This window comes from Gordonia hongkongensis (assembly GCF_023078355.1).
GTDB lineage: Bacteria > Actinomycetota > Actinomycetes > Mycobacteriales > Mycobacteriaceae > Gordonia > Gordonia hongkongensis.
The window spans coordinates 3,262,795-3,288,433 of sequence record NZ_CP095552.1 but is presented as its reverse complement, the minus strand read 5'-3'; the positions used below and the strand labels follow the sequence as shown (position 1 = coordinate 3,288,433).

Below are 25,639 nucleotides of genomic sequence, written 5' to 3'. Positions count from 1 at the left end.
CGCCGACCGTAGTCGGTGACCCGGGGCCGTCGGCGTTCAGCGCCAGGTGACGGACAGTCCGGTCCGCTGTACCAGCGGCCGGTTCGGGTCCGCACCGACCAACTCGCGGGCGCCCCGATAGGTGGCCTCGCCGGCGATGGGCAGCCCGCGGGTCAGGTCGACGGTCACCGACCCCTGACCGGTGTAGCTGTAGCGGCTGATGGTGAGGCTGTCACTGCCGCCGGGGATCGCGAACACCGAGTTCACCGGGGTCTCGTCGGCGGTGTACTCGATGGTCAGCCGGGTGTCGTCCCAGCCGGTGAGCCGTGCCTCGATGGTCTGGGTGACGGTCGCCGCGGCCGCGATCACCCGCTCGCTCCGCCACGTCGCACCCACCGCGATCGGTTCGGTCGGGAGCACGACCGCCGCGTTGAACGCCGACACCAGCGTCTGCTCGACCGCCAGTCGCGCCTCGCCGCCGGCCGGCTCCGGCGGGGCGATCCGCAGGGACACCGGCGCCAGGCCCGGACCGAGCGTGAGACCGGCTTTTGCGCCGGCCATCGCCGACAGTTCGTCGTTCAGGGTCGTGTCGGGGGATGTGACCGTGCCCACGTCGAGTTCGAGGTCGGTGGGATCGGCGCACCCGAACCGCGCGGTCAGTGGCATCTCGACGGTCTGGGCGTCCGAGGTGCCCGGTGACGCCACCTCCGAGGTCGTCACCAGGGTCACCGACTGGGCGGTGGCGACGTCCGGCGCAGTCGTCGGCACGCGGCGCTCCCCGGTTCCCGCGTCGACGATCGTCACCGTCGCCGGTGCGATCGGGACCGGCGCCGCACCGGCGGCGCGGGACGGCGAGTCGGTGCTGCAGCCCGCCGATGTGCTCGCCGCCGGAGCGCCGGGCGTCTCGTCGGGACCCGATGCGCATCCCGCGACCAGTACGGACAGCGCGGTCACCGCCCCGATGGACGAGACGACGGACCGGAGGCGACGGGGATGCGGGGACACGGGTAGCCAGCGTATTCGACGTGTCGTGGACAATGATGCTGTGGATGACCAACCCCTGACGGATCGAGAGCACGTGGACCCGCACGACCGTGTCGAACCCGGGGCCGACCGCCGACCCGGCGACACCGACGCCGCCGCACGTCCCGGCCGCCGGGTGCCGAAGGCGACGATCGTGGTGCTCGGCGTCGCGCTGGTGATCTTGGGCCTCGACCAGCTCACGAAGTCGATCGCGGTCGCCACGATCGACCCGATGCGCCCGGTGGAGATCATCGGCGACTTCGTCACCCTGCGTCTGGTCCGCAACAGCGGCGCGGCCTTCTCCATGGCCACCGGATACACCTGGGTGCTGTCGATCATCGCCCTGGTGGTCGTGCTCGTGATCATCCGCTACAGCAGCCGGCTGCGCTCCTGGTGGTGGGTGGCGGGTCTGGCCCTTGTGCTCGGCGGCGCCATCGGCAACCTGACGGACCGCATCTTCCGTGCCCCGCAACCACTTCAGGGCCATGTCGTCGACTTCGTGTCGGTGGGGTGGTGGCCGGTGTTCAACGTCGCCGACTCCGCCGTGGTGTGCGGCGCGATCCTCCTGGTCGTCCTCTCCGCGCTCGGTTTCGACTACGACGGCACCCGCACGGGCTGGGCGGCCCGCCGCGAGCAGCGCGATCCCGCCGGCACCGAGGGCGGCGCGCATGCGTGAATCGCGGTTCCTGCCGGTGCCCGACGGCCTCGACGGGATGCGCGTGGACGCCGGTGTCTCCCGGATGCTCGGGCTGTCGCGCACCGTCGTCGCCACCCTGGCCGAGGAGGGCGACGTCGTCGTCGACGGCGTGGCGGTGGGGAAGTCGCACAAACTCGCCGCGGGCACGATGCTGCACGTCACGCTGCCCGAACCGGAGGAGCCGTTGCGCGTCGAGCCGACCCCGGTCGAGGACCTCGAGGTCATCTACCACGACTCCGACATCGTCGTCGTCGACAAGCCGGTGGGTGTCGCCGCGCATCCCTCGCTGGGTTGGAGCGGCCCGACGGTCATCGGGGCCCTCGCGGCCGCGGGTTTCCGGATCTCGACCTCGGGAGCGCACGAACGTCAAGGGATCGTCCACCGTCTCGATGTCGGCACGTCGGGGGTCATGGTGGTCGCGGTGTCCGAACGGGCGTACACGTTGCTCAAGCGGGCGTTCAAACAGCGGACCGTGCACAAGGGTTACCACGCGCTCGTCCAGGGGCACCTCGATCCGCCGTCGGGGACCATCGATGCGCCGATCGGCCGCCACCGCGGCAACGACTGGAAGTTCGCGGTGACCGCGAACGGCAAACCGAGTGTCACCCACTACGACACCCTGGAGATGTTCGCGTCGGCGTCGCTGCTGGACGTTCACCTCGAAACCGGTCGCACACACCAGATCCGGGTTCACTTCTCGGCCCTCCACCATCCGTGCTGCGGTGATCCCACGTACGGCGCCGATCCGGTGCTGGCCAAGAAGCTGGGTCTGGAACGCCAATGGCTGCACGCGCGATCGCTCGGGTTCGCCCATCCGGCCGACGGCCGACAGGTGGAGTTCACCTCGTCATACCCCGAGGACCTGCAGCACGCGCTCGAGGTCCTGCGCGCGACCTGACCTCACGAGGCGCCGGGAGCGGAGCGAGCGGGCCTGATGCCTCGCGCGACCAGGCCGTTCGATCGACTATTTCCGAGACACACCGCTAGATTGGGGGAGTGCTCGAGCCGGGAACCCTCGTCGCCGGGTACCGCGTCGAACGGGTACTCGGCAGCGGCGGCATGGGTGCGGTCTTCCTCGCCCGGCATCCGGAGCTGCCCCGGTACGACGCCCTGAAGGTGCTGAAGGCCTCGGCCGGGCTCACGGACAGCAACTTTCGCCGGCGGTTCCTGCGTGAGGCGGAGGTCGCGGCCACGCTCGACCACCCGAACATCGTCACCGTGTTCAACCGCGGACGTGCGAGTGTGCCGGTGGCGTCGAGGCCGGACAAGTCGGCGGAGGCCGATCTGCTCTGGATCGCCATGCAGTACGTCCCGGGAACCGACTGTGCGCGCGAACTCGCCGGACGCGGCCGCCTCGCCCCGCGTCGCGTGGTGCACATCGTGTCGGAGGTGGCGCGGGGGATCGACCACGCCAACCGGCGCGGACTGCTGCACCGCGATGTGAAACCCGCCAACATCCTGCTCGCCGAGGTCGACGATGATTCGTCGTTCGACGAGCAGCGGGTCCTGCTGACCGACTTCGGGGTCGCCAAACTGTCCGACGAGACCGAGGCGCTCACCTCGGTCGGCACGGTCCTCGCCACGCTGTCGTACGCGTCCCCGGAGCAGCTGACGGGTCGTCGACTCGATGGCCGGACCGACCAGTATTCGCTGGCGGCCACCACTTTCCACCTGCTCACCGGGCGCGTGCCCTTCGACGACCGCGACAACGGCGCCGTCATCGGAGCACATCTGAAAGAACCCGTACCGCGGGTTTCCGAGCTCGTGCCCGGACTCTCGCCCGACGCCGACGCGGTCATCGCGCGTGCGATGGCGAAGTCCCCGGACGAGCGCTTCGCCAGCTGCCGGGAGTTCGCCGACGCGCTGGCGACGGGTCTGCGGAACGTGCGGCCGAGGTCGGCCGCCGACCTCGACGCGGAGACGGTTCGCGGCCTCCCCGGTCGGATGGCCGGCGGCGCCGTCCCGGGTCCGCGCGCGCCGGACATGCCCGGACGGTCCGACCGGCCGACACCGCCGCCCGCCGGTCGCGCCGCGACCCCCGACCGACCACCCGCGGAACGTCGATCACGGCCGGGGCCGGCCGAGCCCCGCCGACCCGGGCCCGGCCGTCCCGCGGCGAACGTTGACCCGGCACATGAAGCGACGCAGCGCGCGGCCCCGGCGCGCGGCGGTCCGCCGAACGCCCCACCGGGTGCCGCCACGCCGCCCTCCGGCCCCGCGCCGGGCTCGCGGGTGCCCGGGCGCGGCCCGAGATCGAGGCCGACGACCGGTGCCGATCCGGCGGTGTGGCAGCATCCGCCGTCGAATCCGTTCCGGCAGAGCAACGACCACCTGCGGCCCGACCGGAGCCGCCTGGGCGGCGTCGGCCCGACACCGGCCGGCACCCCGCCGCGCGGCCTGGATGCCGCGGGACCCGGCGGGCTGCCCGGTCAAGGTCCCCGGGGCTGGGCCGGGCCGGCGGGTCCGACTTCATCGACGCCGTCGTCGTCGAACCGGTTGCCCATCGTGCTGGCGATCGTCGCCGCGGTGTTGCTGGTCGCGATCGTCCTCGTGTTCATGGCCCTGTGAGCGCGGTGAGCGAACCGGCTCCGCTACCACAGCTGTCCCATCCGTCACGACGCGGAGTGGGAGCCCGGCGGTGTCGGTGCACGCGCCTAGAGTGGACCCGGACTCGGACCCGCCCGACCGCCTTCGGGCGCACTCTCCCGGGTGCCGATGACCGCCGACCGAACCGACATCTGACGACTGACCCGACATCTACCGACTGATCTCGACAGAAGAGGCGCCGTGACGGACTCGTTTGTACACCTGCACAACCACACCGAGTACTCCATGCTCGACGGTGCGGCGAAGGTGTCCCCGTTGTTCGCCGAGGCCAAACGTCTGGGAATGACCGCGATCGGCATGACCGACCACGGAAACATGTTCGGCGCCAGCGAGTTCTACAACACTGCGGTCAAGAACGACATCAAGCCGATCATCGGCATCGAGGCCTACATCGCCCCCGGCTCACGATTCGACACCAAACGAATCCAGTGGGGCACCCGCGATCAGAAGAGCGACGACGTCTCCGGCTCGGGTGCCTACACCCATATGACGATGGTCGCCGAGAACGCGACCGGGCTGCGCAACCTGTTCAAGCTGTCGTCCCTCGCGTCGATCGAGGGGCAGCTCGGCAAGTGGTCGCGGATGGACGTGGACCTGATCGCCGAGCACGCCGAGGGGATCATCGCGACGACGGGATGCCCGTCCGGTGAGGTGCAGACCCGGCTCCGGCTCGGCCACGACCGCGAGGCGCTCGAGGCCGCGGCGAAGTGGCAGGAGATCTTCGGCAAGGACAACTTCTACCTCGAACTCATGGAGCACGGGCTCGAGATCGAGCGGCGTGTGCGCGACGGTCTGCTCGAGATCGGTCGCAAGCTGGGCATCAAGCCGATCGTCACGAACGACTGCCACTACGTGACCAAGGAGCACGCCGCGGCGCACGAGGCGCTGCTGTGCGTGCAGACCGGCAAGACCCTCTCCGATCCGACCCGGTTCAAGTTCGACGGCGACGGTTACTACCTGAAGTCCGCGGCCGAGATGCGCGAGCAGTGGGACTCGATCGTCCCCGGGGCGTGTGACAACACCCTGGAGATCGGCGAGCGCGTCGAGTCCTACAAAGAGGTCTTCACCCACCGCGACCGGATGCCGGTCTTCCCGGTCCCCGACGGCGAGACGCAGCAGACGTTCCTGCGCAAGGAGGTCGCGAAGGGACTCGCGGAGCGCCGTTTCGCCGGCACCGAGGTGCCCGAGGAATACCTGCAGCGCGCCAACTACGAACTCGACGTCATCATCCAGATGGGGTTCCCGGCCTACTTCCTCGTCGTCGGCGACCTCATCCGCCACGCTCTCGAGGTCGGCATCCGGGTCGGCCCGGGCCGTGGCTCGGCGGCCGGTTCGCTCGTGGCCTGGGCGCTGGGCATCACGAACATCGACCCGATCCCGCACGGCCTGCTCTTCGAGCGGTTCCTCAACCCCGAGCGGGTGTCGATGCCCGACATCGACATCGACTTCGACGACCGTCGTCGAGGCGAGATGGTGCGGTACGCGACCGACCGGTGGGGCAGCGACAAGGTGGCCCAGGTCATCACGTTCGGCACCATCAAGACGAAGGCCGCGATCAAGGATTCGGCGCGCGTCCAGTTCGGTCAGCCGGGATTCGCGATCGCCGACCGCATCACCAAGGCGCTGCCGCCGCCGATCATGGCCAAGGACATCCCGGTCTGGGGTATCACCAACCCCGAACACGAGCGCTACAACGAGGCCGCCGAGGTCCGCACGCTCATCGAGACCGATCCGGACGTCAAGAAGATCTACGACACCGCGATCGGACTGGAGGGTCTGATCCGCAACGCCGGTGTGCACGCGTGTGCGGTGATCATGTCCTCGGAGCCGCTGACCGACGCGATCCCGGTGTGGAAGCGCGCGCAGGACGGCGCCATCATCACTGGCTGGGACTACCCGTCGTGTGAGGCGATCGGCCTGCTGAAGATGGACTTCCTGGGTCTGCGCAACCTCACCGTCATCGGTGACGCCCTGGAGAACATCAAACTCAACCGGGGAATCGATCTCGACCTCGACTCGCTGCCGCTCGAAGACGAGAAGACCTACGAACTACTCGCCCGTGGCGACACCCTCGGGGTGTTCCAGCTCGACGGCGCCGCCATGCGCGAACTCCTGAAGATGATGCAGCCCACCGGGTTCGAGGACATCGTCGCCGTGCTCGCGCTGTACCGTCCCGGGCCGATGGGTGTGAACGCCCACACCGACTACGCCAAGCGCAAGAACGGTCTGCAGGAGATCAGGCCGATCCATCCCGAGCTGGAGGAGCCGCTCAAGGAGATCCTGTCGGAGACCTACGGCCTCATCGTCTACCAAGAGCAGATCATGCAGATCGCGCAGAAGGTCGCCGGGTACTCGCTCGGACAGGCCGACCTGCTGCGTCGCGCGATGGGCAAAAAGAAGAAGGAGATCCTCGACGAGGCCTACGACGGCTTCGCGGAGGGCATGCGCAACAACGGTTTCTCCCAGGCCGCGATCACCGCGCTGTGGGACACCGTCCTGCCGTTCGCCGGCTACGCGTTCAACAAGTCGCACGCCGCCGGCTACGGGCTGGTGTCCTTCTGGACCGCGTACCTCAAGGCGAACTATCCCGCCGAGTACATGGCCGGCCTCCTGACCTCGGTCGGCGACGACAAGGACAAGGCCGCGATCTACCTGGCCGACTGTCGCAAGCTCGGGATCACCGTGCTGCCGCCCGATGTCAACGAGTCCCAGCGGAACTTCGCCGCGGTCGGCAAGGACATCCGATTCGGCCTGGCCGCGATCCGCAACGTCGGCTCCGGCGTCGTCGGTTCGATCATCTCGGCGCGCGAGGAGAAGGGGAAATTCACCAACTTCTCCGACTACCTCGGCAAGATCGACGTCACCGCCTGCAGCAAGAAGGTGACCGAGTCGCTGATCAAGGCCGGCGCCTTCGACTCACTCGGACACCCGCGCAAGGGTCTGTTCCTCGTACACGGGGAGGCCGTCGAATCGGTCATCGGAACCAAGAAGGCCGAGGCGATCGGACAGTTCGACCTCTTCGGCGACGCCGGCGGTGCCGACGACTCGATGGCCGAGGTGTTCGCGGTCAAGGTGCCCGAAGAGGAATGGGACACCAAGCACAAGCTCGCCATCGAGCGGGAGATGCTGGGGCTCTACGTGTCCGGCCATCCGCTCAGCGGCGTCGAGCACGCGATCGCCGCGCACACCGACACCTCGATCTCGACGCTCCTCGAGGGCAACGTCGCCGACGGCGCCCAGATCACCATCGGCGGCATCATCTCCTCGGTGACCCGGCGGGTGAACAAGAAGGGCGAGCCGTGGGCCGCGGTGACCCTCGAGGACATGGTCGGTGGAGTCGAGGTGTATTTCTTCCCGCGGGCCTATGTCGCGTACGGGATGGACATCGTCGCCGACAACATCGTCCTGATCAAGGCGCGCGTCAACCTGCGCGACGACAGCATGATGATCAGCGCGAACGATCTCGCGGTGCCGGATCTGGAAACCGCGGGGGCGACCAAACCGGTGGCCCTGACACTGTCGGCGCGACTCTGCACCCCCGACCGCGTGGCGGCGCTCAAGCAGGTGCTGACCCGGCATCCCGGCATGGCCGACGTGCACGTGACGCTCGTCAGCGACAAGCGGCAGACCCAGCTGAAACTGACCGAGTCGTTACGTGTGGCCCCGAGTTCGGCGCTGATGGGCGACCTCAAAGCCCTCCTGGGGCCAAGCTGTCTGAGTTGACGCGGCTGAAGTGAGGGTCGCCTGCTCGACGGACTTCACCCGGCCGTGACTCAGGATTCGGGTCGCCGAACATTTTCGTTCGTTCTGCGCTACACTCGACGTCACGTCCAGCGCACCCGGCCAGTGAGGGAGTGATCCGACATGGCGACTCTGATCGACGTCGACCCCGGTCGTCCTGCATCGCGGCAGCCCCGCACCGTCGATGTCCTGGGTGCGCAGTGGCCGGTCCACAAGGCACACGCCGTCGCCGCCGCGGTCGTGGTGGCACTGGTCAGCATCGTTCTTCTCGGCTCACTCGTGGTCACCGCCTGGGCGAGCGGACTGACGCTGCTCGCGGTGTGGTGGGGCGAGCGCTACCTGCCGGGGACGGCGGCCGTCGCGCCGGCATCGAACCCGCCGGGGATCTCGTAGATCCGTCCGTCGAATCCGGCGCGGAAGAGACGTCCGGCCGAGAACCCGCGGTCGCCTCGTCCGTAGGACACGACGCTCGAGGTCGGTAGGCCCGTCGCGAGCACGCAGTAGCTTCCGGGCGCCGTCACACGCACGATCTCACCCGTCGCGTTGAACGGCACCACAGGTCGGTCTCGTGAATCGAGGGTCAGTCCGTCCGGCGTCGATGGCGCACCCACGTTGAGCAGGTTCTGCACGACGCGCGGATTCGCGGTGGAGATCCGGCTGACGCCCGGGTTCACGAAGGTCCTCGACACGTACAGCCACCCGTCGCCGCGTCCGAGTACTGCTCCGTTCGCGCTCGGCAGCGCTCCCCAGGCGGCCTGCACGGCGCCGGTGGGGCTCACCCGACCGATGAGATTGCCGAAGTCGTTGGTGGCGTACACATTTCCGCGCGCCGACACGTCCATCCCGTTGGCCGCCGAGAGTCCCGTCACCCAGGGCCGCAGTGCGCGGGTGTTGATGTCGAGCCGGGCGATGGATGCGTGTCGCAGCGCGTCGCCCACGAAGACGCGCGGGTCGGCGCCGTATCCGACCAGCAGGGTGCCGCCGGGGGTCCACGCCAGCGCGCCCGCTCCGCTCCCGCCCGGCACGCGTGCGATCGGAACCGCAGGTGCGCCCGGTCCGGCCAGGCGATACACGCGACCGGTGATCAGGTCGGTGGTGTAGAGGCGTCCGGCGGCGTCGACGGTCAGGCCCTCGAGCGCCGCGCCGGGCACCGACCCGACAAGTCGCGCCGGCTGTCCGGCACCCGCACACACGGGGGCGGCCGAGGCCGGGGCGGGGTCGACGGCGGCGCCGAGCCCGACCGCCAGGGCGGCGGCCGCGCCGAGCGCGGCCAGTCGCGACAGGCGTCGCGTGCGGGGTGGGAAGGTTCGACGAGCTGTCATGGCTGCTCCCTGGTCGGTGAGGCTGGTCGCCGTCGGCAATGGCTGGGTTAGACGGTCGTCGGGAAGATTCCCGTCCGGCCCGCTGTCAAACGCACCCGTCCAGTGTTACGCCATCGGGTGCGCGAATGTGCCGCGATGTGGATTCATCCGGCGCCGCGATGCCACCACCCACGACGCGGTCGCGGACGGGCGTCGGAACCCGCGACATCGGATCACCGGCAGACAGTGAGAACATGGCTGTCGTGAGTACGCACCACGTCCCGGTCCATCAACAGGCGTTGTCGGTAGACGCGATCGAAGCCGCATCGATCCGTATCGCCGACGCGGTGGCGCGTACCCCGCTCGAGATCTGCCCGCGGCTGTCCGCCGACACCGGGGCCGAGATCTTCCTGAAGCGCGAGGACCTCCAGGCCGTCCGTTCCTACAAACTGCGCGGCGCCTACAACGTGATGGCGCAGCTGTCGGCCGAGGAGCTGTCGCGTGGCGTCGTCGCGGCCAGCGCCGGCAACCACGCCCAGGGGGTCGCGTTCGCATGCCGGAGCATGCAGGTGCCCGGACGCATCTATGTCCCGACCACCACGCCCAAGCAGAAACGAGATCGAATCCGTTGGCACGGTGGTGACTTCGTCGAGCTCAAGGCCGTCGGCGACACCTACGACGCCGCCGCGGCCGCTGCTCAGGACGACGTGATGCGTACCGGGTCCGCGTGGATCCATGCATTCGACGACCCGCGGACCGCGGCCGGTCAGGGGACCATCGCGCACGAGATCGTCGAACAGCTCGGTCGTGTTCCCGACGTCGTGGTCGCACCGGTCGGCGGCGGGGGATGCCTGGCCGGGATGGCCACCTATTTCCGCGGCCTGTCCGAGGACGTCACGATCGTCGGTGTCGAACCGACCGGCGCGGTGTCGCTGAGCGCCGCCCTCGTCAACGGGGGACCGGTGACCCTCGCCGAGATCGACCCGTTCGTCGACGGGGCAGCGGTGAAGCGCATCGGGACCATCGGGCACCGGGTGTTGTCGGAGATGGGCGCGACCGTGACCGATCACCCGGTGCTGGCGAGCATCACCGACGCCCCCGCCGCACGCGTGGTACCCGACGAGCGTCACGCCCCCGTGCCGGGAACCGCGCATATCACCCACGTCGATGAAGGCGCCATCTGCTCGGCGATGCTCGAGCTCTACCAGAACGAGGGCATCATCGCCGAACCCGCGGGGGCGCTCGCCGTCGCGATCCTCGACAAACTGCAGCTGCCCGCGGACTCCACGGTGGTGTGCCTGGTCTCCGGCGGCAACAACGACGTGTCCCGGTACGGCGAGATCATCGAGCGCTCGCTGGTGCACCGGGGACTCAAGCACTACTTCCTGGTCGACTTCCCACAGGAGCCGGGTGCGCTGCGGCGTTTCCTCGACGAGGTTCTCGGACCCGACGACGACATCACGCTGTTCGAGTACGTGAAACGCAACAACCGGGAGACCGGCGCCGCCCTCGTCGGCGTCGAGCTGGGACACCGCGACGGGCTCGGCGACCTGATGGACCGGATGGCGCACTCCCGGCTGCACTGCGAGCGGCTCGAACCGGGTAGTCCGGCGTACGCCTACCTGACCTGAGAATCGGGGCCGCGAAACGCCGGCGTCGACCATTCGGATGACTCCCCAGACCACGGGAACATTCGCGTCCGGTGCCGCCTCCAAGTACATGAACCGCCCAGAGGCACTGCACCACCACAGCGCCTCGTCACTTGGAAGGACAACCCCATGAGCACCGAGATCCCCGCCGACGCCGTTCTCATCGACACCGATGGCGACGGAGCCGTCGACGCCGCACTCACCGACGTCGACGGTGACGGCACCACCGACGCCATCCTCGACACCGACGGCGACGGCCAGGCCGACTCCATCGCCTATGACACCAATGCTGACGGCGAGATCGACGTCATCGAGGCCGACACCGACGCCGACGGCCTCACCGACATCGCGGTCGCCGACACCGATTGCGACGGCATCTTCGACACCGCGGTCGACGACGAGGGCAACGTCGAGGTCGGCGACTTCGGCAGTATCGACGGCGGCGACGCCGTCTGACCACTTGACTTCATGGCCCGGAGCCGCGGTACACGCGACTTCGGGCTATGAGCCGTCACCACGGCGGCCGACGATCACGTTGTGACCCGGCGAGGCGAGCTCGGAGCCCTCGGAACTCGGTGACTGCCACGCCAATTCGACGTCGAGCGAGATCGGGACGGTCACCGGTGCGGCGCCGGGAACGCAGACCACCGACCAGTCACCGCGATGCATCGCGAACCATCCGGCCGCCTCGTCGAAGTCGACGGACACCGACGAGAAGGCCGGATCGGACAGCGCGGCTTCGGCTTTCCGCAAGGCGATGAGAGTTCGATAGAAGTCGAGCACACGCGCGTGTGCGGGATCGTCGAGTTCGGTCCAGTCCAGCTTCGACCGCTCGAACGTCGCCGGGTCCTGCGGATCGGGCACGTCGTCGCTGTCCCAGCCGTGTTCGGCGAATTCCGATTTGCGCCCCTCCGCGGTGGCTCGGCCCAGTTCGGGCTCCGGGTGGGAGGTGAAGAACTGGAACGGTGTCGCGGCCGCCCACTCCTCACCCATGAACAGCATCGGGGTGAACGGGGACAGCAGGACCAGCGCCGCCTTGATCGCCAGCTGTCCGCCGTCGAGGTAGGCGCTCGGGCGGTCGCCGATCGCCCGGTTGCCGATCTGATCGTGGTTGCAGGTGTAGGCGAGGAGGGCCGACGCGGGCAGCCGGTCGGTCGGGATCGGTCGTCCGTGACGGCGTTTCCGGAACGACGAATAGGTGCCGTCGTGGAAGAACCCGCCGGTGAGAACCTTCTCCAGGCAGCCGTAGCTCCCGAAGTCGCCGTAGTAGCCCTGCCGTTCGCCCGACACCAGCGTGTGGATCGCGTGGTGGATGTCGTCGTCCCACTGCGCGGTGAGCCCGAGTCCGTTGACGCTGCGCGGGGAGATCATGCGGGGATCGTTGAGGTCGCTCTCGGCGATCAGCGACAGCGGTCGCCCGAGTTCGACGGCGAGATCGTCGGTGGCGGCGGCGAGTTCTTCCAGTATGTGCACGGCGCGGTGGTCGGCCAGCGCGTGTACCGCGTCGAGGCGCAGGGCGTCGACATGGAACTCGGTGAACCACCGCAGGGCCGTACCGGCGATGAACGCACGGACCTCGTCGGAGTCCGGATCGGACAGATTGACCGACGATCCCCAGGATGTGACGCCCTCGGAGAGGTAGGGCCCGAAGTCGGGTAGGTAGTTGCCGGACGGACCCAGATGGTTGTAGACGACGTCGAGGACGACACCGAGTCCCCGGGCGTGACAGGCATCGACGAACCGGGCCAGCGCTGCCGGTCCGCCGTAGGTCTCCTGCACCGCGTACCAGCCGACGCCGTCGTAGCCCCAGTTGTGAACCCCGTTGAACGCGTTGACCGGCATCAGCTCGACGAAGTCGACCCCCAGGTCGACGAGATGGTCGAGCCGGCCGATGGCGGAGTCGAGCGTGCCCTCCGGGGTGAAGGTGCCGAGATGGAGCTCATAGACCACCGCTCCCCGGATGTCGCGACCGGTCCAGTCTGCGTCGGTCCATCCGGCGTCGTCGACGGTGAACAATGCCGACAGTTCGTGCACCCCGTCCGGCAGGCGCACGGCCCGCGGATCAGGACGCACCGGTCCGCCGTCGATCGAGAATCCGTAGCGCAGTTCCTCGACGGGTTCGGTTCCCGGTGCGGTGTCCACCTGCCACCACCCGCCCGCGCCTGCCGTCATGGTGATCCGGTCCGCGGCCGGGTCCTGCGCGGACGACCCGATCACCAGCTCGACGACCTGCGCATTCGGTGCCCAGACCCGGAGTTCGCCCAGTGATCGCGGTGATCGGAAGGGCTCCACATTGGAACGAAGTGGTAGGTTTTGTTCCCGCTGGTCGTCCGACCAAGTTATCGTGCTCTGGGCAACAGCGGCAGCGGTCGGGGGATTCGTCACATCATGCAAGGTATGTCGGACCTCGGACAGGTGCAGTCGGGCGCTAGTGTGAGGCCGGACACATTCGGACGAGGGAAGTGGGGTATGTTACCCGCGGCGCTCATGCCCACGGGGGGCACGCGAAGCGGGTCTGCGGGAACGAGAACGCGCGTCGACGTCGACACGCGCCATCGCGACCTGACGGCCGGTGAACGGGTAAGCCGAGACGCAAGGGCAGGGTTTGAGCACTAACGCAGTCACCTCGGACGACGCGGAGGTGGGTCGCAAGAGGCCGGGGGCGGTGCGGTCGTGGGTGGACGGCCATGTCGTTGCCTCGTTCGACACATTCGGTCGCCAGCTCGGCATGTTCGTCGAGGTGTTCCGGACCCTCTTCGTCGATCTCTTCAAGCGACGGTTCCCGTTCGGGGAGTTCATCCGTCAGTGCGCCTTCATGGCCAGCACCTCGGTCTTCCCGACCCTCCTGGTCGCCATCCCGATCGGCGTCATCGTGTCGATCCAGGTGTCCAACATCGCCGGTCAGGTCGGTGCCACGTCGTTCTCCGGCGCGGCGACGGGTCTCGGTGTGATCCGGCAGGGTGCACCGCTGGTGACGTCGCTGCTCCTCGCGGGCGCCGTCGGCTCGGCGATCGCCGCGGACCTCGGATCCCGCACCATCCGCGACGAGATCGACGCGATGCGCGTCATGGGCGTCAACCCCATCGAGCGTCTGATCTCGCCGCGACTCCTCGCGACGATGGTCGTCAGCTTCCTGCTCTGCGGGTTCGTCTGCTTCGTCGGGTTCATCACCGGCTACGTCTTCAACGTCTACTTCCAGGGCGGCACACCGGGTAGCTACACCGGCACCTTCGCGTCCTTCGCCACCACCGCCGACCTCATGTTCGCGTTGGCCAAAGCCGTCATATTCGGCGCGATCGTGGCCATCGTCGCCTGCGATCGCGGCCTCTCGACGAAGGGCGGGCCTGCGGGTGTGGCCAACTCGGTGAACGCCGCTGTCGTCAACTCGGTCCTGCTGCTGTTCACGGTGAACGTGATCCTCACGCAGCTGTTCGCGATCCTGTTCCCGTCGAGGGTGGTGTGAGATGACCGCGTCACGGTATGTACCTCCGGCCCTGCGGCCGCTCGAGGCCGCCAAGGCGGTGTACCGCGGTCCGCGCGATGCGCTCGCCGCGATGGGCCATCTGATCACCTTCCTGGTCCGCTCGATCGCCGCGGTGCCGCTGGCGTTCCGTCACTACAGCAAAGAGGTGTGGCGCCTCCTTGCCGACGTGGCCTGGGGCAACGGCGCCATCGTCGTCGGTGGCGGCACCGTGGGTGTCATGGTGATCCTCGGCATCATGGGCGGCGCGACCGTGGGTATCGAGGGCTACACCGCCCTCAATCTGCTCGGCATGTCCCCGGTGACCGGCGGGCTGTCCGCCTTCGCGACGACCCGCGAGATCGCACCGCTGCTCGCCGCGACCGCGTTCACCGCCCAGTCGGGTTGCCGGTTCACCGCACAGTTGGGCTCGATGCGCATCGCCGAGGAGATCGACGCCCTCGAGGCGATCGCGATCCGGCCGCTGCCGTATCTCGTCACCACCCGGATGTGCGCGGCCGTCCTGGCGATCATCCCGCTCTACTCGGTGTCGCTGGCCGCCAACTACCTCGCCTGCCAGTTCATGTTCATGCTGCAGAGCGGTCAGGGCGAGGGCACGTATCTGTACTACTTCAACCAGTTCCTCGTCTCGTGGGACATGTTGTTCTCGTTCTTCAAGGTGATCGTCTTCGTCCTGCTGACGACGTTCATCCAGTGCTACTACGGCTACTTCGCCTCAGGTGGTCCCGAAGGAGTGGGAGTTGCTGCCGGACATGCCATCCGACTCGCGATCATCGTCATCGTCTTCGCGAACCTGGTCATGACACTCGTGTTCTGGGGCACGTCGCCCGGGATCAAGATCTCGGGATGAGGGGGAGACCGTGAACATCGCGACCGACGGGCGCAATCCCTCGCTGCTGCAATACGTGCTGCGCGGAGTCGCCTTCCTGCTCGTCCTGCTGGTGATCTTCGTGCTGCTGTTCATGCGGTACCAGGGCACGTTCAGCAAGACGGTGCCTGTCACGGCCGAACTCGTCGATGTCGGCGACGGCCTCATGAACGGAGCCGACGTCCGGTACAACGGGCTGATCGTCGGAACGGTCAAGTCCATCGCCGTCGACGACTCCTCGCAGGCCACCGCCGGCAACCTGATCAAAGACGTCGCCATCGACATCCAGCCCGCCCAGGCGGAAGGCATTCCTGCCTCGGTGACCGCGCGTACGGTTCCGTCGAATCTGTTCGGTGTCAACTCGGTCGAGCTGGTGCAGCCCGCCGAGGTGGGTGCCGACCGGTTGTCCGCCGGCGATGTGATCCCGGCCGACGACTCGCTCGAGACGATCAAGCTGCAGGACGCCCAGAACGAGCTGAAGCGGATCCTCGACGCGGTGCCGCCGGAGGAACTGGCGCAGGTGCTCGGCACGATCGCCGACGCGCTGAAGGGCGGCGGCTCGGTGTTCGGGTCGTTCGTCCCCGTCCTGAAGAACTACTTCGACTCGATCAACGCCCAGTTCCCGCCGGGCGCGCCCCCGGGTTTCGACAACTTCGATGCCGCGCTCACCGGACTGTCGCAGTCGGCGCCGCAACTGCTGGACACCCTGGGCCGCAGCGTGATCCCGGCGATCACCATCGCGGAGAAGCAGCGTGACCTGACCGCGGTGTTGACGGCGAGTCAGGGCCTGCTCGATCAGACCCAGTTGCTGTTCGCGCGCAATGGCGACAGCGGTCAGCGTCTGGTGACCGATCTGAACCGCATGCTGGGTGCGCTCGTCCTCGAGCCGAACTCGCTGCCGCAGGGCGTGATCGCACTGAACAACCTGGCCGCGAGGGTGCTGACGGTGTTCACCGGCACCAACGGTCACGTGCAGCTCAACATCGGTGTCAGCTTCGGCGCCTTCCAGCGCTACACCCGGCAGAACTGCCCGGTGTACGACGGCGGCCCCTACGGCACACTGCGCGGCCCCGGCTGCGTGGGACCGGGCACGGGCACGGGGCCGACGATGTCGGGTCCGCTGTCGATCTATCCGTCCGACGGGATGCGCCGGAACAAGCCGGTCGGCAATGTCACCACCGATGCCGACAACAAGACCCTCGGCACCGTCTTGCGCCGTACCCCGTCGGCAGCGGACACGATCATGCTGGGCCCCCTGGTCCAGACGCTCGAGGTGCGCAACGCCGCCGAGCCGGGCCGGGGTGGCGACGGCCAAGGAGGAGGACGATGAGCGCGGCTTCGGAATCGATCCGCAAACCGCTGATCGGTTTCACCATCTTCGGGATCGCCGCGTTGCTGGTCACCTACGTGATCTTCTCGACGCTGGAGCGCTCGGTGCCGGGGACGACCAACAGCTACACCACCTATTTCGGTGACGCCTCGGGTCTGGCCGAGGGCGACGACGTCCGCATGGCCGGAGTCCGCGTCGGTCGTGTGGACGGGATCGAACTCGCCGACGGCCGCGCCCGGGTCACCTTCGAGGTGCAGGACAACCAGCAGGTGTACACCAACACCCGGGCGGCGATCCGCTACCAGAACCTCATCGGGCAGCGATATCTGAACCTGACGCTGGTCCCGGATCGGGAGAGCACGCCGCTCGACCCGGGGTCGACGCTCGAGCTCCCCTCCGAGGACTCCTTCGACGTCACCACATTGCTCGCCGGGTTCCAGCCGGTCTTCGAGACCCTCACCCCGGAACAGGTCAACGCCCTGTCCGAGGGCTTGATCCAGGCGTTCCAGGGCAATTCGGTGTCCTTGAGCTACACGGTCGCCGAGGTCGGCCGCCTCGCGGAGGACACGGCCAACCGGGACGTCGTGCTCGGCGCGATCATCAACAACCTGAGTGCGGTCATGCGCGACCTGTCGCGCCAGGGCGGTCAGCTGGGCACCGTCATCGAGTCGATGTCGGCGCTGATCGCAAACCTCAACTCGAACTCCGCGGCGTTCGGCAGTGCGGTGACCGACATCGGCCGCACCGCAAGCGGATTCGCCGACGTGCTGAGTGAGAGCCGACAGAGTCTCGCCGACGCCGCGACGGACGGCCGGATCGCGACCAACACCCTGATCAGCAATGGCGCCAAACTCGATCGGATGGCGGTCGACGCGCCGATCTTCCTCGGTCATTTCCCGCTCGTGCTCGGTGAGGGCGCTTACTTGAACATCTATGCATGTGATCTCGACGTCGCGATCGGCGACGTCCTGCTACCGCCCGGGATCTTCAACAAGATCGGCGGCACGAATCACTCGGTGGTGTGCCGATGAGCTGGTTCCGCAGGAGTTTCCGTGACAACCGGCGCGTGTGGTTCGGCGTGATCGGCGCCGTGGTCATCGTCGCCCTGTTGCTCGGCGTGACCGCTCTCGCGACTGCGCATCTGGGCAAGAAGACCCTCACCGGCGACTTCGCCCAGGCCGGCGGTATCCGGCCGGGGGACAAGGTCCGCGTCGCCGGTATCGACGTCGGTGAGGTCACCGACACCGAACTCGCCGGACAGCACGTCGCCATCACCATGAAGGTCGACAGCGACGTCCGGGTGACGTCCAACGGTTCCGCCGAGATCAAGATGTCGACGTTGCTGGGTCAGCGCTACATCGATGTGTCGCTGGGAGATTCGCCGGAGGATGCACCCGACGGGCACATCGCGAAGACCGCCGTGCCCTACGATCTCCAGCGCACCATCGAGGCGGGCGCGCCGATCCTGACCGGGATCGACGACCGGACGCTCTCCGAGAGCATCCGCACCCTCAACCGGCAGCTCGCCGGCGTACCGGCGATCACCGAGCCGACCTTCGAGGCGCTCACCCAGATGTCGAAGGTCATCACGAATCGCAAGGACCAGATCAACCAATTGATCGCCGACACCAAGACGATCACCAACATCGTCAACGACAATCAGGCCCAGCTCGCCGTGATCGTGGGTCAGGGACGCGACCTGACCCAGAAAATCGTTGCGCGTGAAGAACTGGTCACCCGGATGCTCGACGGCATCGCCGAACTCACCGAGCAGGCGACCGCGGTGGCCGGCGAGAACGCCAACCAGTTCGCGCCCATCATGGCCAACCTGAACACGATCACCCAGGGTCTGGAGAAGAACCGCAACAACCTCCGCAAATTGCTGGAGATCCTCCCGGTCACCGCGCGCCTGACCAACAACGTCATCGGCGACGGGCCCTACGCGAACGGCTATCTGCCGTGGGGCATCTTCCCCGACAACTGGCTGTGCCTGGCCCGGGTGGTGGACGGATGCTGAGCCCGGAAACGATGAGCCCGGACAGGACGGCAGGTACGACGATGCACGCCCATGGACTCCGCCGCCCGATCCTGCTGGTCGGGGTCGCGCTGCTCGGCATCCTGGGGCTCTCCGGTTGCTCGATGATCCCGGGGAGTTGGAAGGCGGCGCTCGGACAGGCCATCGAGGTCACGGCCTACTTTGACAACGTCGCCGGGCTCTACGTCAGCAACGACGTCGCGGTCCTCGGCATGCCGGTCGGTCAGGTCACCGCGGTGGAGCCGCAGGGCGAGCGCGTCAAGGTGACCATGACGATCGACAGCGACGTCCCCGTCCCGGCCGACGCCACGGCGGCGATCGTCAACACTTCGATCGTCACCACCCGCCATATCGAGTTGTCGCCCGCCTACGACGGCGGACCGAAGCTCGAGGACGGCTCGGTCCTGAAAGAGACGAAGGCCCCGGTGTCGGTCGGCGAGCTGTTCGACGCCATCGACGGTCTGGTGGTGGCCCTCAAGGGTGAGGAGAAGGACCCGGCCCTCTCGCGGAGATGATCGACATCACCTCCGGCATCGCCACCGGCAACGGCGAGGAGATCCGCGCGGCGCTCGACGAACTCGGCGGGGCGTCCGATGTGGTGGCGGGCAACAGCGATGCCCTCGTCGACATCCTCGAGACCATCGAGGGTCTGACCACCACCCTGGTGCAGAACTATCCGAAGATGACGGCGTTCTCCGAGTCGGTCAACCAGGTGTCGCAGCTGCTGGGAGACCAGGCGCCCGGTCTGCTCGCCACCCTGGCCAACCTGAATCAGACGCTGCAGAACACCACCGTGTTCCTGCAGAACAACACCAACACCATGTCGGTGTCGTTCGACCGGCTCGCCGCGCTGACCGCCAATCTCGGGGACTACTCGCGGCAGGTCGTCGAGACGGTCGACGTCGGCCCGCTGCTCTTCCAGAACCTGAGCAACTCGATCTCGGCCGAACAGGGCGCGTGGCGCACGCAGGTGCTGCTCGACAAGACGCTCCTCGACAACGAACTCCTCGCCGAGTTCTGTGAGGCGATCAACCTGCAGAAGGACGGTTGCCGCACGGGCAAGCTCAAGGACTTCGGTCCCGACCTCGGTATCTACTCGGCGATGCTGGAGCTGACGAAATGAGAACGGCCACAATGGATTCGCTGAGCCGTTCGGACGGTCCCGGGCGCCCGGCGCGATCCCACGGCCGGGTCCGCCGAGGCGGAGTCATGGCGGTGCTGCTCGCGGCGCTCATGGGGCTCACCGGTTGCGGACTCCTCCCGAGTCTCACGGTGGAGCAGATCCCGCTGCCCGCACCGGGCGGCATCGGTGACTCGATCACGATCACCGCGAACTTCGCCAACGCGCTCAACCTGCCGGCGCAGGCGAAGGTGAAGCTGAACGGAACCGATGTCGGACAGGTCACCGACCTCGTCGCCAAGGACTACACCGCAGTGGTGACCATGCAGGTCAGCAAGAAGACCAAGCTCCCGGTCGGGACCGGCGCCGAACTCCGCCAGGCCACACCGCTGGGCGACGTCTTCGTCGCCCTGCTGCCGCCGATCGAGGCGCGCGACGGTCTGATGGTGGACGGGGACACGCTCACCGGTCCGACGTCGGCCGCGGCGACGGTCGAGGATCTGCTGATCAGCATGAGCGGGGTCGTGGACAGCGGTTCGCTGAACTCGTTGACGATCATCCTCACCGAGCTGAGCAGCGCGGTCGCGACGAACCCGTCGGATCTCAACGGCGCCATCCGGGGCCTGACCACCGGCATCCGGAAGCTGAACCAGAGTTCGGCGGCGGTCGATCGCTCGCTGGCCGCCACGCGGGTGCTCAGCGGTCAGCTCGCCGACGGGCGTGCGCAGATCATGGCGTCGATCAACAAATTGGGTCCGGCGCTCGAGTCGCTGAACGGGCAGATCGCCACGATCCTGACCACCCTGGACAAGACCCAGCAGGTCACCGCGGCCACCAACGACTTCCTCGACAGCGATCAGGACAACCTGGTCGAGATGCTGGGCCATCTGTCGACGGTGCTGGCCGGGCTCCGGCAGGCCGCGGGTCCGCTCGGATCACTGGCCGACAACCTGCACGAGCTCACGCCGAAGTGGGTCAAGTCCACACCGGGTAGCGCGGCGGCGGTGTCGTCGAAGGTCTACTGGCTCAGCCCGGGTGTCGGCTTCGACTCGGCGAGCAGACTGCCCGAGATCCAGGACGTGGACGAGGGTTCGGCGGCGTTGCAGCAGACACTGACCCGTCTGCTGGCGCGGATCACGGGGACGAGGGGGTGTTGCGGATGAGCGGCATATTCGGTGTCCTACGCCGGAATTCGGTACTCGTGGGCAACATCGCCCTGGTACTGGTCATGGTCGTCGGACTCAGCTATCTCGCCCTGGGCATCCTGCGGTGGCAGCCGTTCGCCGACAAGTACAAGCTCACCATCCAGTTCCCGGTCTCCGGCGGTCTGCAGGAGACGTCCGGGGTCACACTGCGCGGCGCGCGCATCGGCGACGTCGACACCGTTCGGGTGCAACCGGATTCGGTGGAGGTCGTCGTCACGGTCGAGGACCGGTACAAGATCAACCGCGACACCACCGTTGCGGCACTGGGTCTGTCGGCTGCGGGCGAGCAGTACGTCGATTTCCAGCCGGACACGTCCGACGGTCCCTACCTGGAGGACGGGGACGTCATCCGGGCCGACCAGACCGAGGTCACCGTGCCGTTCTCGCAACTGCTCGAGTCCTCGCTGGAACTGATCAACCAGATCGATCCGGCGAAACTCCGTTCCGCCGTGGACAATCTGAAGATCGCTCTCTACGACGAGGACGGCACGAACGACCTGTCCGTCATCTTCGACTCCGGTGGCACGATCTTCGCGAAGCTGTACACCGCGCTGCCGGAGACCACCAAGTTCATCCAGAACGCGGGGACCATCTTCAAGACCACGGCACAGATCCAGCCCGACCTCGGCACGACGGTGGCGGGGTTGAGCTCGCTGGTCAACTCGGCGGCTGCCTCCGACCAGGAACTCCGTGAGCTCCTCGACCGGGGTCCCTCGCAGTTCACGAGCCTGGCCGGGTCGATCAACCAGTTGACGGATCCGATCACCGATGTGACGAAGCAATTCGTCGACATCGCCGAGCAGGGTGCGTTGCGGGCGCCGGCGCTCGCGACGCTGTTCCCCGCGATCCGCGATGCCAGTGTCAAGAGCCTCACCATGTTCCACGACGGTGCGTGGTGGGCCTTCGGGTCGGTGTACCCGCGTCCGAGCTGCAACTACCCGGTGACGCCGCGGCGGCCGACGCAGATCCTCGAGCTGACCATCCCGACCAATCTGTACTGTGTGACCGAGGATCCGCGTCAGCAGATCCGTGGCTCGGCCAATGCGCCGCGGCCACCGGGCGACGACACCGCGGGACCGCCGCCGGGTTACGACCCGAACGCCCGTACCGTTCCGCTCGACAAGTGATGGGCCGCTCGACGACTGACGGCCACTCGACGACGACAGACAAGTTGTGTGACCTGTAGATGACTGACCGGAATGACCCAGATCGTACTGATACCGACGTGAATCCGACGGACGAGAAGGCCGACAGCACGTCGCCCGAGAGCGGGGATGTCGCAGCCGATCACACCGATGGGGCGACGAGCGCGGAGGACACGAACGACGCCGGGACCGCGGCGACGCCGCGGGGGAAGTCGGCTCGACGGAGCGGAACCGGCACGGCGGCGAGCACGTCCGAGACCGACGGTGCCGACGCCTCCGATGCCGCGGGTGACCCGTCGCCGGCAGCATCATCGAAGGCGGGTTCGGATCGCCGCGAGATCTCGTTCACGGTCACCGGCGGCGGGATCAAGAAGGTTCTCGCCGCCATCGTCGCGGTCGCGCTCATCGCGCTGGTGGCGTTCTTCGGCTGGCGCGCCTACGACCTCCAGCGGGAGGCCGACGCGTTCGCCGATTCCAAGGCGGCCTCGGCGGACTTCGTCACGAAGCTCGTGACGACACTCAACGCCGACAACGCGGGCAACTCGAAGGAACTGCTGGGTCCGCTGTCGACGGGGGAGTTGCGCAACCGCCTCGAGCAGGAACGGGCCGACACCGAGGCCAATGTGGAGTCCCTGAACATCGAGGTGTCCTCGACGATCAGCGTGGTTGCCGTCGAGACCGTCGATGCCGACACCGCCAAGACCGTGGTGATGGCGGAGGTGACCGGCCGCAGCGTCAAGTTGCCCAGCGGCGGTACCAGCCTGATGGTCTTCCGCTTGGACCTCAGCAAGGAAGACGGCAAGTGGCTGGTGTCCGAGGTCGACGGTCCGCCGGGGAGCCCCAGCGGTCAGATCGATCCGTCGCAGTCGCTGCCCGGCGCCGCAGGTGCGCCGGCACCCCAGCCGTCGCCGGCACCGCAGCCCGCGCCGGCACCCGCACCCGGCGGCTGATCCGGGCCGACACACTCACCGGCAATGGACGAGCGCGCCACCGATTCGGGGGCGCGCTCGTCTATCAGTGGTGGGTGGGCGTCACGTTCGGACGAGTATCGCCACGGGGTGTTCGGCACGGGCCGAGGCGAGGTCGACCGATCCCTCGTACACCGACCCTGTTCGGTCGTCGCGCCACCGGAACCCCGGGGGCAGGGCGATCGACGTCGCGGCCGCGGCATCGTGGTCGAGGCTGTGGGTGAACCGGGCGGTCACCACGACGACCGAGGGGGTGTCGCCGGTGCCTCGCACGAACGCGATGGTGTGGTCGGCGGCGGGCCCGTCGGCGGTCAGTCGCTGATAGGTGCCCGCAACGGCGAACGCATCGGGATGCGCGGCCCGGGCACGGAGAGCTGCCTGGACGAGTCGGGTCTTCGGGTGCTCGGTCGACCGGCCGAAGTCGACCGGTCGTCGATTGTCGGGATCGACGAGGGAGTCCTCCCACCACTCGGTGCCCTGATAGATGTCGGGGACCCCGGGCCCGAGGATCGCGATCGCCTTGCGCGCCAGCGCTTCCTGCTCCCACGCCGGTCCGATGCGGTCGACGAGTTCGGCGACCGAGGATGCGACGTCCCCGCTGGTGACCTGGCCGATCCAGGTCTCGACCGCGGCCTCGAACTCCTCGTTCACCTCGGTCCACGTGGTGCGCAGACCGGCCTCGCGAGTCGCCTTACGGGCGTACTCGATCAACCGGCCCCGCAACTCATCGGTGACCGGGTCCTCGGTGGGCCAGACCCCGACGATGTTCTGCAGCAGAAAATAGCCGGTCAGGTCATCCGGCACGTCGGTCTCGCGCCAGACCTCCTCGACGAGCTGGGACCAGCGGTCGGGGATCTGGGCGAGCACCGCGATCCGCGCGCGCACGTCCTCACCGCGTTTGGTGTCGTGCGTCGACGTGGCCGTCATGGCCAGCGGCCACCGCGCGGCGCGCTCGGCGTTGTGCTCGTGGAAATCGGCCAGCGACATGACGGGATTCGCGGGATCGCCACCGACCTCCTGGGCGGAGACGAGCCGGGCCGTCCGGTAGAACAAGCTGTCCTCGACGCTCTTCGCGGTCACCGCTCCGCAGGTCTGCGCCAGCCTCGATGTCGCCTCGCCGGGCACCGCCGTCTCCCGCACGATGAGGTCGATCGCGGCACGCAGTTCGGGTTTCGCCTCGGCGATCCCGGTGGCGACGGCGAGTAGACGTGGACGCAACGACGGGTAGTCCGCCCGGTAGACCCCGAGCGCGGCGATCAGTTCGGCGCAGGCGGTGGCGATCACGTCCGGATCCGAGGCCGGTGATCCCTCGACGCGCGTGGTGACGGCGCGCACGAGACGTCTGAGCTCCGCCGGGAACGACTCCCGCACGGTGCGGAGTTTGCGATCGTGCTCGGCGGCCTCCACCCACCGCGCGTCACCGCTCTCGCCGGTGATCCGTTCGTGTAGCTCGGTGAGCTGGGCGACGCCGGCCGGCGCCACGAACACGGCATCGATCACGCGCATGTGGTCGTACCCGGTGGTGCCCTCGACCGGCAGTGTCGGTTCGAGGGGCTCATCCGGCGCCAGGATCTTCTCGATGTAGAGGAGACGGTCGTCGCCCACGTCCGCTCGCAATCGGCGCAGATAATCCTGGGGGTCCCACAGACCGTCCGGATGATCCACGCGCACACCGTCGATGAGGTCGGCGTCGAGCAACTCACGCAGCCAGTGGTGCGTCGCGTCGTAGACCTCCGGGTCCTCCTGGCGCAGACCGGCGAGTTCGTTGACCGTGAAGAACCGCCGGTAGCCGATCAGGCCGCTGTTCCACGGCACGAGCCGATAGTGCTGGCGGGAGTGGATCTCACCCGGTGTGCCGCCGGCGCCGGGAGCGGAGCGAGCGGGCCGAGTGTCCCCGGCGCCGGGAGCGGAGCGAGCGGGCCGAGTGTCCCCGGCGCCGGGAGCGGAGCGAGCGGGCCGAATGTCTCCCGCGGTGCCGGGGGCGATCGGGAACGCGTGATCGTAGTACCGCAGATTCCCGTGCTCGTCGATCTCGAGCGGGCTCAAGTCCCCATCGGCGGCGACGATCGGCAGGGCCAGCTTTCCGTCGGCACCGTTGTCGTCGCTGAAGTCGGCGTCGAAATAGTGCGCGTACGCCGATCCGGGCCCGTGGCGGAGCAGGTCGGCGAACCACGGGTTGGCGAGTGCATCGGCGACTCCGGTGTGGTTCGGGACGATGTCGATGATCAGACCCAGACCGCGTTCGGCGGCGGCGGAACGCAGTTCCCGCAGCCCGTCGATCCCGCCCAGCACGGCGGAGACCGCCGGCGGCGGCAACCAGTCGTAGCCGTGCGTCGACCCGGCCGACGCCGTGCCGATCGGGGAGAGGTAGACGTGGCTGATCCCCAACTCGGCGAGGTGGTCGAGCTGTGCTGTGGCATCGGCGAATCCGAAGTCGCCGTGTAGTTGGAGCCGGTACGTCGCGCGCGGGGTCGGACGATTGCCCATGGG

Annotated in this window: 19 protein-coding genes and 1 pseudogene; 16 read left to right on the top strand and 4 right to left on the bottom strand. The window is 68.0% G+C overall.

Annotation, left to right across the window (positions count from 1 at the left end; translation table 11 throughout):
- Positions 1–36: 36 nt before the first annotated feature.
- A complete protein-coding gene (locus MVF96_RS14840) occupies positions 37–984 on the bottom strand; it encodes a hypothetical protein (protein WP_247449510.1) in 948 nt (315 codons plus the stop codon).
- 40 nt (positions 985–1,024) lie between these two features.
- Here MVF96_RS14840 and lspA point away from each other — a divergent pair, with 40 nt between their 5' ends.
- From lspA to MVF96_RS14815, 5 genes are all read left to right on the top strand, one after another.
- Positions 1,025–1,678, top strand: coding sequence for a signal peptidase II (lspA, locus tag MVF96_RS14835; protein ID WP_231632730.1), 654 nt, complete (start codon positions 1,025–1,027; stop codon positions 1,676–1,678).
- Positions 1,671–2,597 (top strand): RluA family pseudouridine synthase, encoded by a 927-nt coding sequence (locus tag MVF96_RS14830; protein ID WP_055476137.1) that lies wholly within the window; start codon positions 1,671–1,673, stop codon positions 2,595–2,597. The genes lspA and MVF96_RS14830 overlap by 8 nt, the downstream gene beginning before the upstream one ends.
- Positions 2,598–2,695: 98 nt before the next feature.
- The gene (locus MVF96_RS14825) at positions 2,696–4,267 is read left to right on the top strand and encodes a serine/threonine-protein kinase (RefSeq protein ID WP_055476138.1); all 1,572 of its coding nucleotides are present in this window, start codon (positions 2,696–2,698) and stop codon (positions 4,265–4,267) included.
- A gap of 219 nt (positions 4,268–4,486) precedes the next feature.
- Positions 4,487–8,029, top strand: coding sequence for a DNA polymerase III subunit alpha (gene dnaE / locus MVF96_RS14820; RefSeq protein ID WP_055476139.1), 3,543 nt, complete (start codon positions 4,487–4,489; stop codon positions 8,027–8,029).
- A 141-nt stretch (positions 8,030–8,170) separates the two neighbouring features.
- Positions 8,171–8,440 (top strand): hypothetical protein, encoded by a 270-nt coding sequence (locus tag MVF96_RS14815; protein WP_247449508.1) that lies wholly within the window; start codon positions 8,171–8,173, stop codon positions 8,438–8,440.
- Here MVF96_RS14815 and MVF96_RS14810 read toward each other — a convergent pair.
- On the bottom strand, positions 8,383–9,369 hold the full coding sequence (locus MVF96_RS14810) for an SMP-30/gluconolactonase/LRE family protein (protein WP_247449506.1): 987 nt from the start codon (positions 9,367–9,369) through the stop codon (positions 8,383–8,385). The two genes, MVF96_RS14815 and MVF96_RS14810, sit on opposite strands and share 58 nt — an antisense overlap.
- Positions 9,370–9,602: 233 nt before the next feature.
- On the opposite strand from MVF96_RS14810, the gene ilvA reads away from it, so the two are divergent.
- Both ilvA and MVF96_RS14800 read left to right on the top strand, forming a co-directional pair.
- Entirely contained in the window at positions 9,603–10,979 is a 1,377-nt protein-coding gene (gene ilvA / locus MVF96_RS14805; protein ID WP_247449504.1) for a threonine ammonia-lyase IlvA, read from the top strand.
- Between the two features lie 147 nt (positions 10,980–11,126).
- Positions 11,127–11,453 (top strand): hypothetical protein, encoded by a 327-nt coding sequence (locus tag MVF96_RS14800; protein ID WP_247449502.1) that lies wholly within the window; start codon positions 11,127–11,129, stop codon positions 11,451–11,453.
- Positions 11,454–11,498: 45 nt separating this feature from the next.
- Here the strand turns inward: MVF96_RS14800 and treZ are convergent, their stop codons facing one another.
- Positions 11,499–13,289: a malto-oligosyltrehalose trehalohydrolase gene (gene treZ, locus MVF96_RS14795; RefSeq protein WP_083207473.1), complete on the bottom strand. Its 1,791-nt coding sequence runs from the start codon at positions 13,287–13,289 to the stop codon at positions 11,499–11,501.
- Positions 13,290–13,602: 313 nt separating this feature from the next.
- Between treZ and MVF96_RS14790 the strand changes: the two genes are divergently transcribed.
- From MVF96_RS14790 to MVF96_RS14750, 9 genes and pseudogenes are all read left to right on the top strand, one after another.
- Positions 13,603–14,460 carry an MlaE family ABC transporter permease gene (locus tag MVF96_RS14790; protein ID WP_065632319.1) on the top strand — a complete coding sequence of 286 codons (858 nt, stop codon included), beginning with the start codon at positions 13,603–13,605 and terminating at the stop codon, positions 14,458–14,460.
- A gap of 1 nt (position 14,461) precedes the next feature.
- On the top strand, positions 14,462–15,328 hold the full coding sequence (locus tag MVF96_RS14785) for an MlaE family ABC transporter permease (protein ID WP_055476553.1): 867 nt from the start codon (positions 14,462–14,464) through the stop codon (positions 15,326–15,328).
- A gap of 10 nt (positions 15,329–15,338) precedes the next feature.
- Complete coding sequence (locus tag MVF96_RS14780) at positions 15,339–16,676, top strand: MlaD family protein (protein WP_247449500.1); 1,338 nt, start codon at positions 15,339–15,341, stop codon at positions 16,674–16,676.
- The gene (locus MVF96_RS14775) at positions 16,673–17,707 is read left to right on the top strand and encodes an MCE family protein (protein WP_159371028.1); all 1,035 of its coding nucleotides are present in this window, start codon (positions 16,673–16,675) and stop codon (positions 17,705–17,707) included. Before MVF96_RS14780 ends, MVF96_RS14775 begins: the two co-directional genes overlap by 4 nt.
- Entirely contained in the window at positions 17,704–18,693 is a 990-nt protein-coding gene (locus MVF96_RS14770) for an MCE family protein (protein ID WP_055476590.1), read from the top strand. The genes MVF96_RS14775 and MVF96_RS14770 overlap by 4 nt, the downstream gene beginning before the upstream one ends.
- Before the next feature lie 41 nt (positions 18,694–18,734).
- Positions 18,735–19,834 (top strand): annotated as a pseudogene (locus MVF96_RS14765) (MCE family protein).
- 11 nt (positions 19,835–19,845) lie between these two features.
- Complete coding sequence (locus MVF96_RS14760; RefSeq protein WP_159371026.1) at positions 19,846–20,994, top strand: MlaD family protein; 1,149 nt, start codon at positions 19,846–19,848, stop codon at positions 20,992–20,994.
- Complete coding sequence (locus MVF96_RS14755) at positions 20,991–22,163, top strand: MlaD family protein (RefSeq protein WP_058251741.1); 1,173 nt, start codon at positions 20,991–20,993, stop codon at positions 22,161–22,163. The genes MVF96_RS14760 and MVF96_RS14755 overlap by 4 nt, the downstream gene beginning before the upstream one ends.
- A 59-nt stretch (positions 22,164–22,222) precedes the next feature.
- Entirely contained in the window at positions 22,223–23,131 is a 909-nt protein-coding gene (locus tag MVF96_RS14750) for a hypothetical protein (RefSeq protein ID WP_247449498.1), read from the top strand.
- Between the two features lie 81 nt (positions 23,132–23,212).
- Here the strand turns inward: MVF96_RS14750 and treY are convergent, their stop codons facing one another.
- Positions 23,213–25,636 (bottom strand): malto-oligosyltrehalose synthase, encoded by a 2,424-nt coding sequence (gene treY, locus MVF96_RS14745; RefSeq protein WP_247449496.1) that lies wholly within the window; start codon positions 25,634–25,636, stop codon positions 23,213–23,215.
- Between the last annotated feature and the right edge of the window lie 3 nt (positions 25,637–25,639).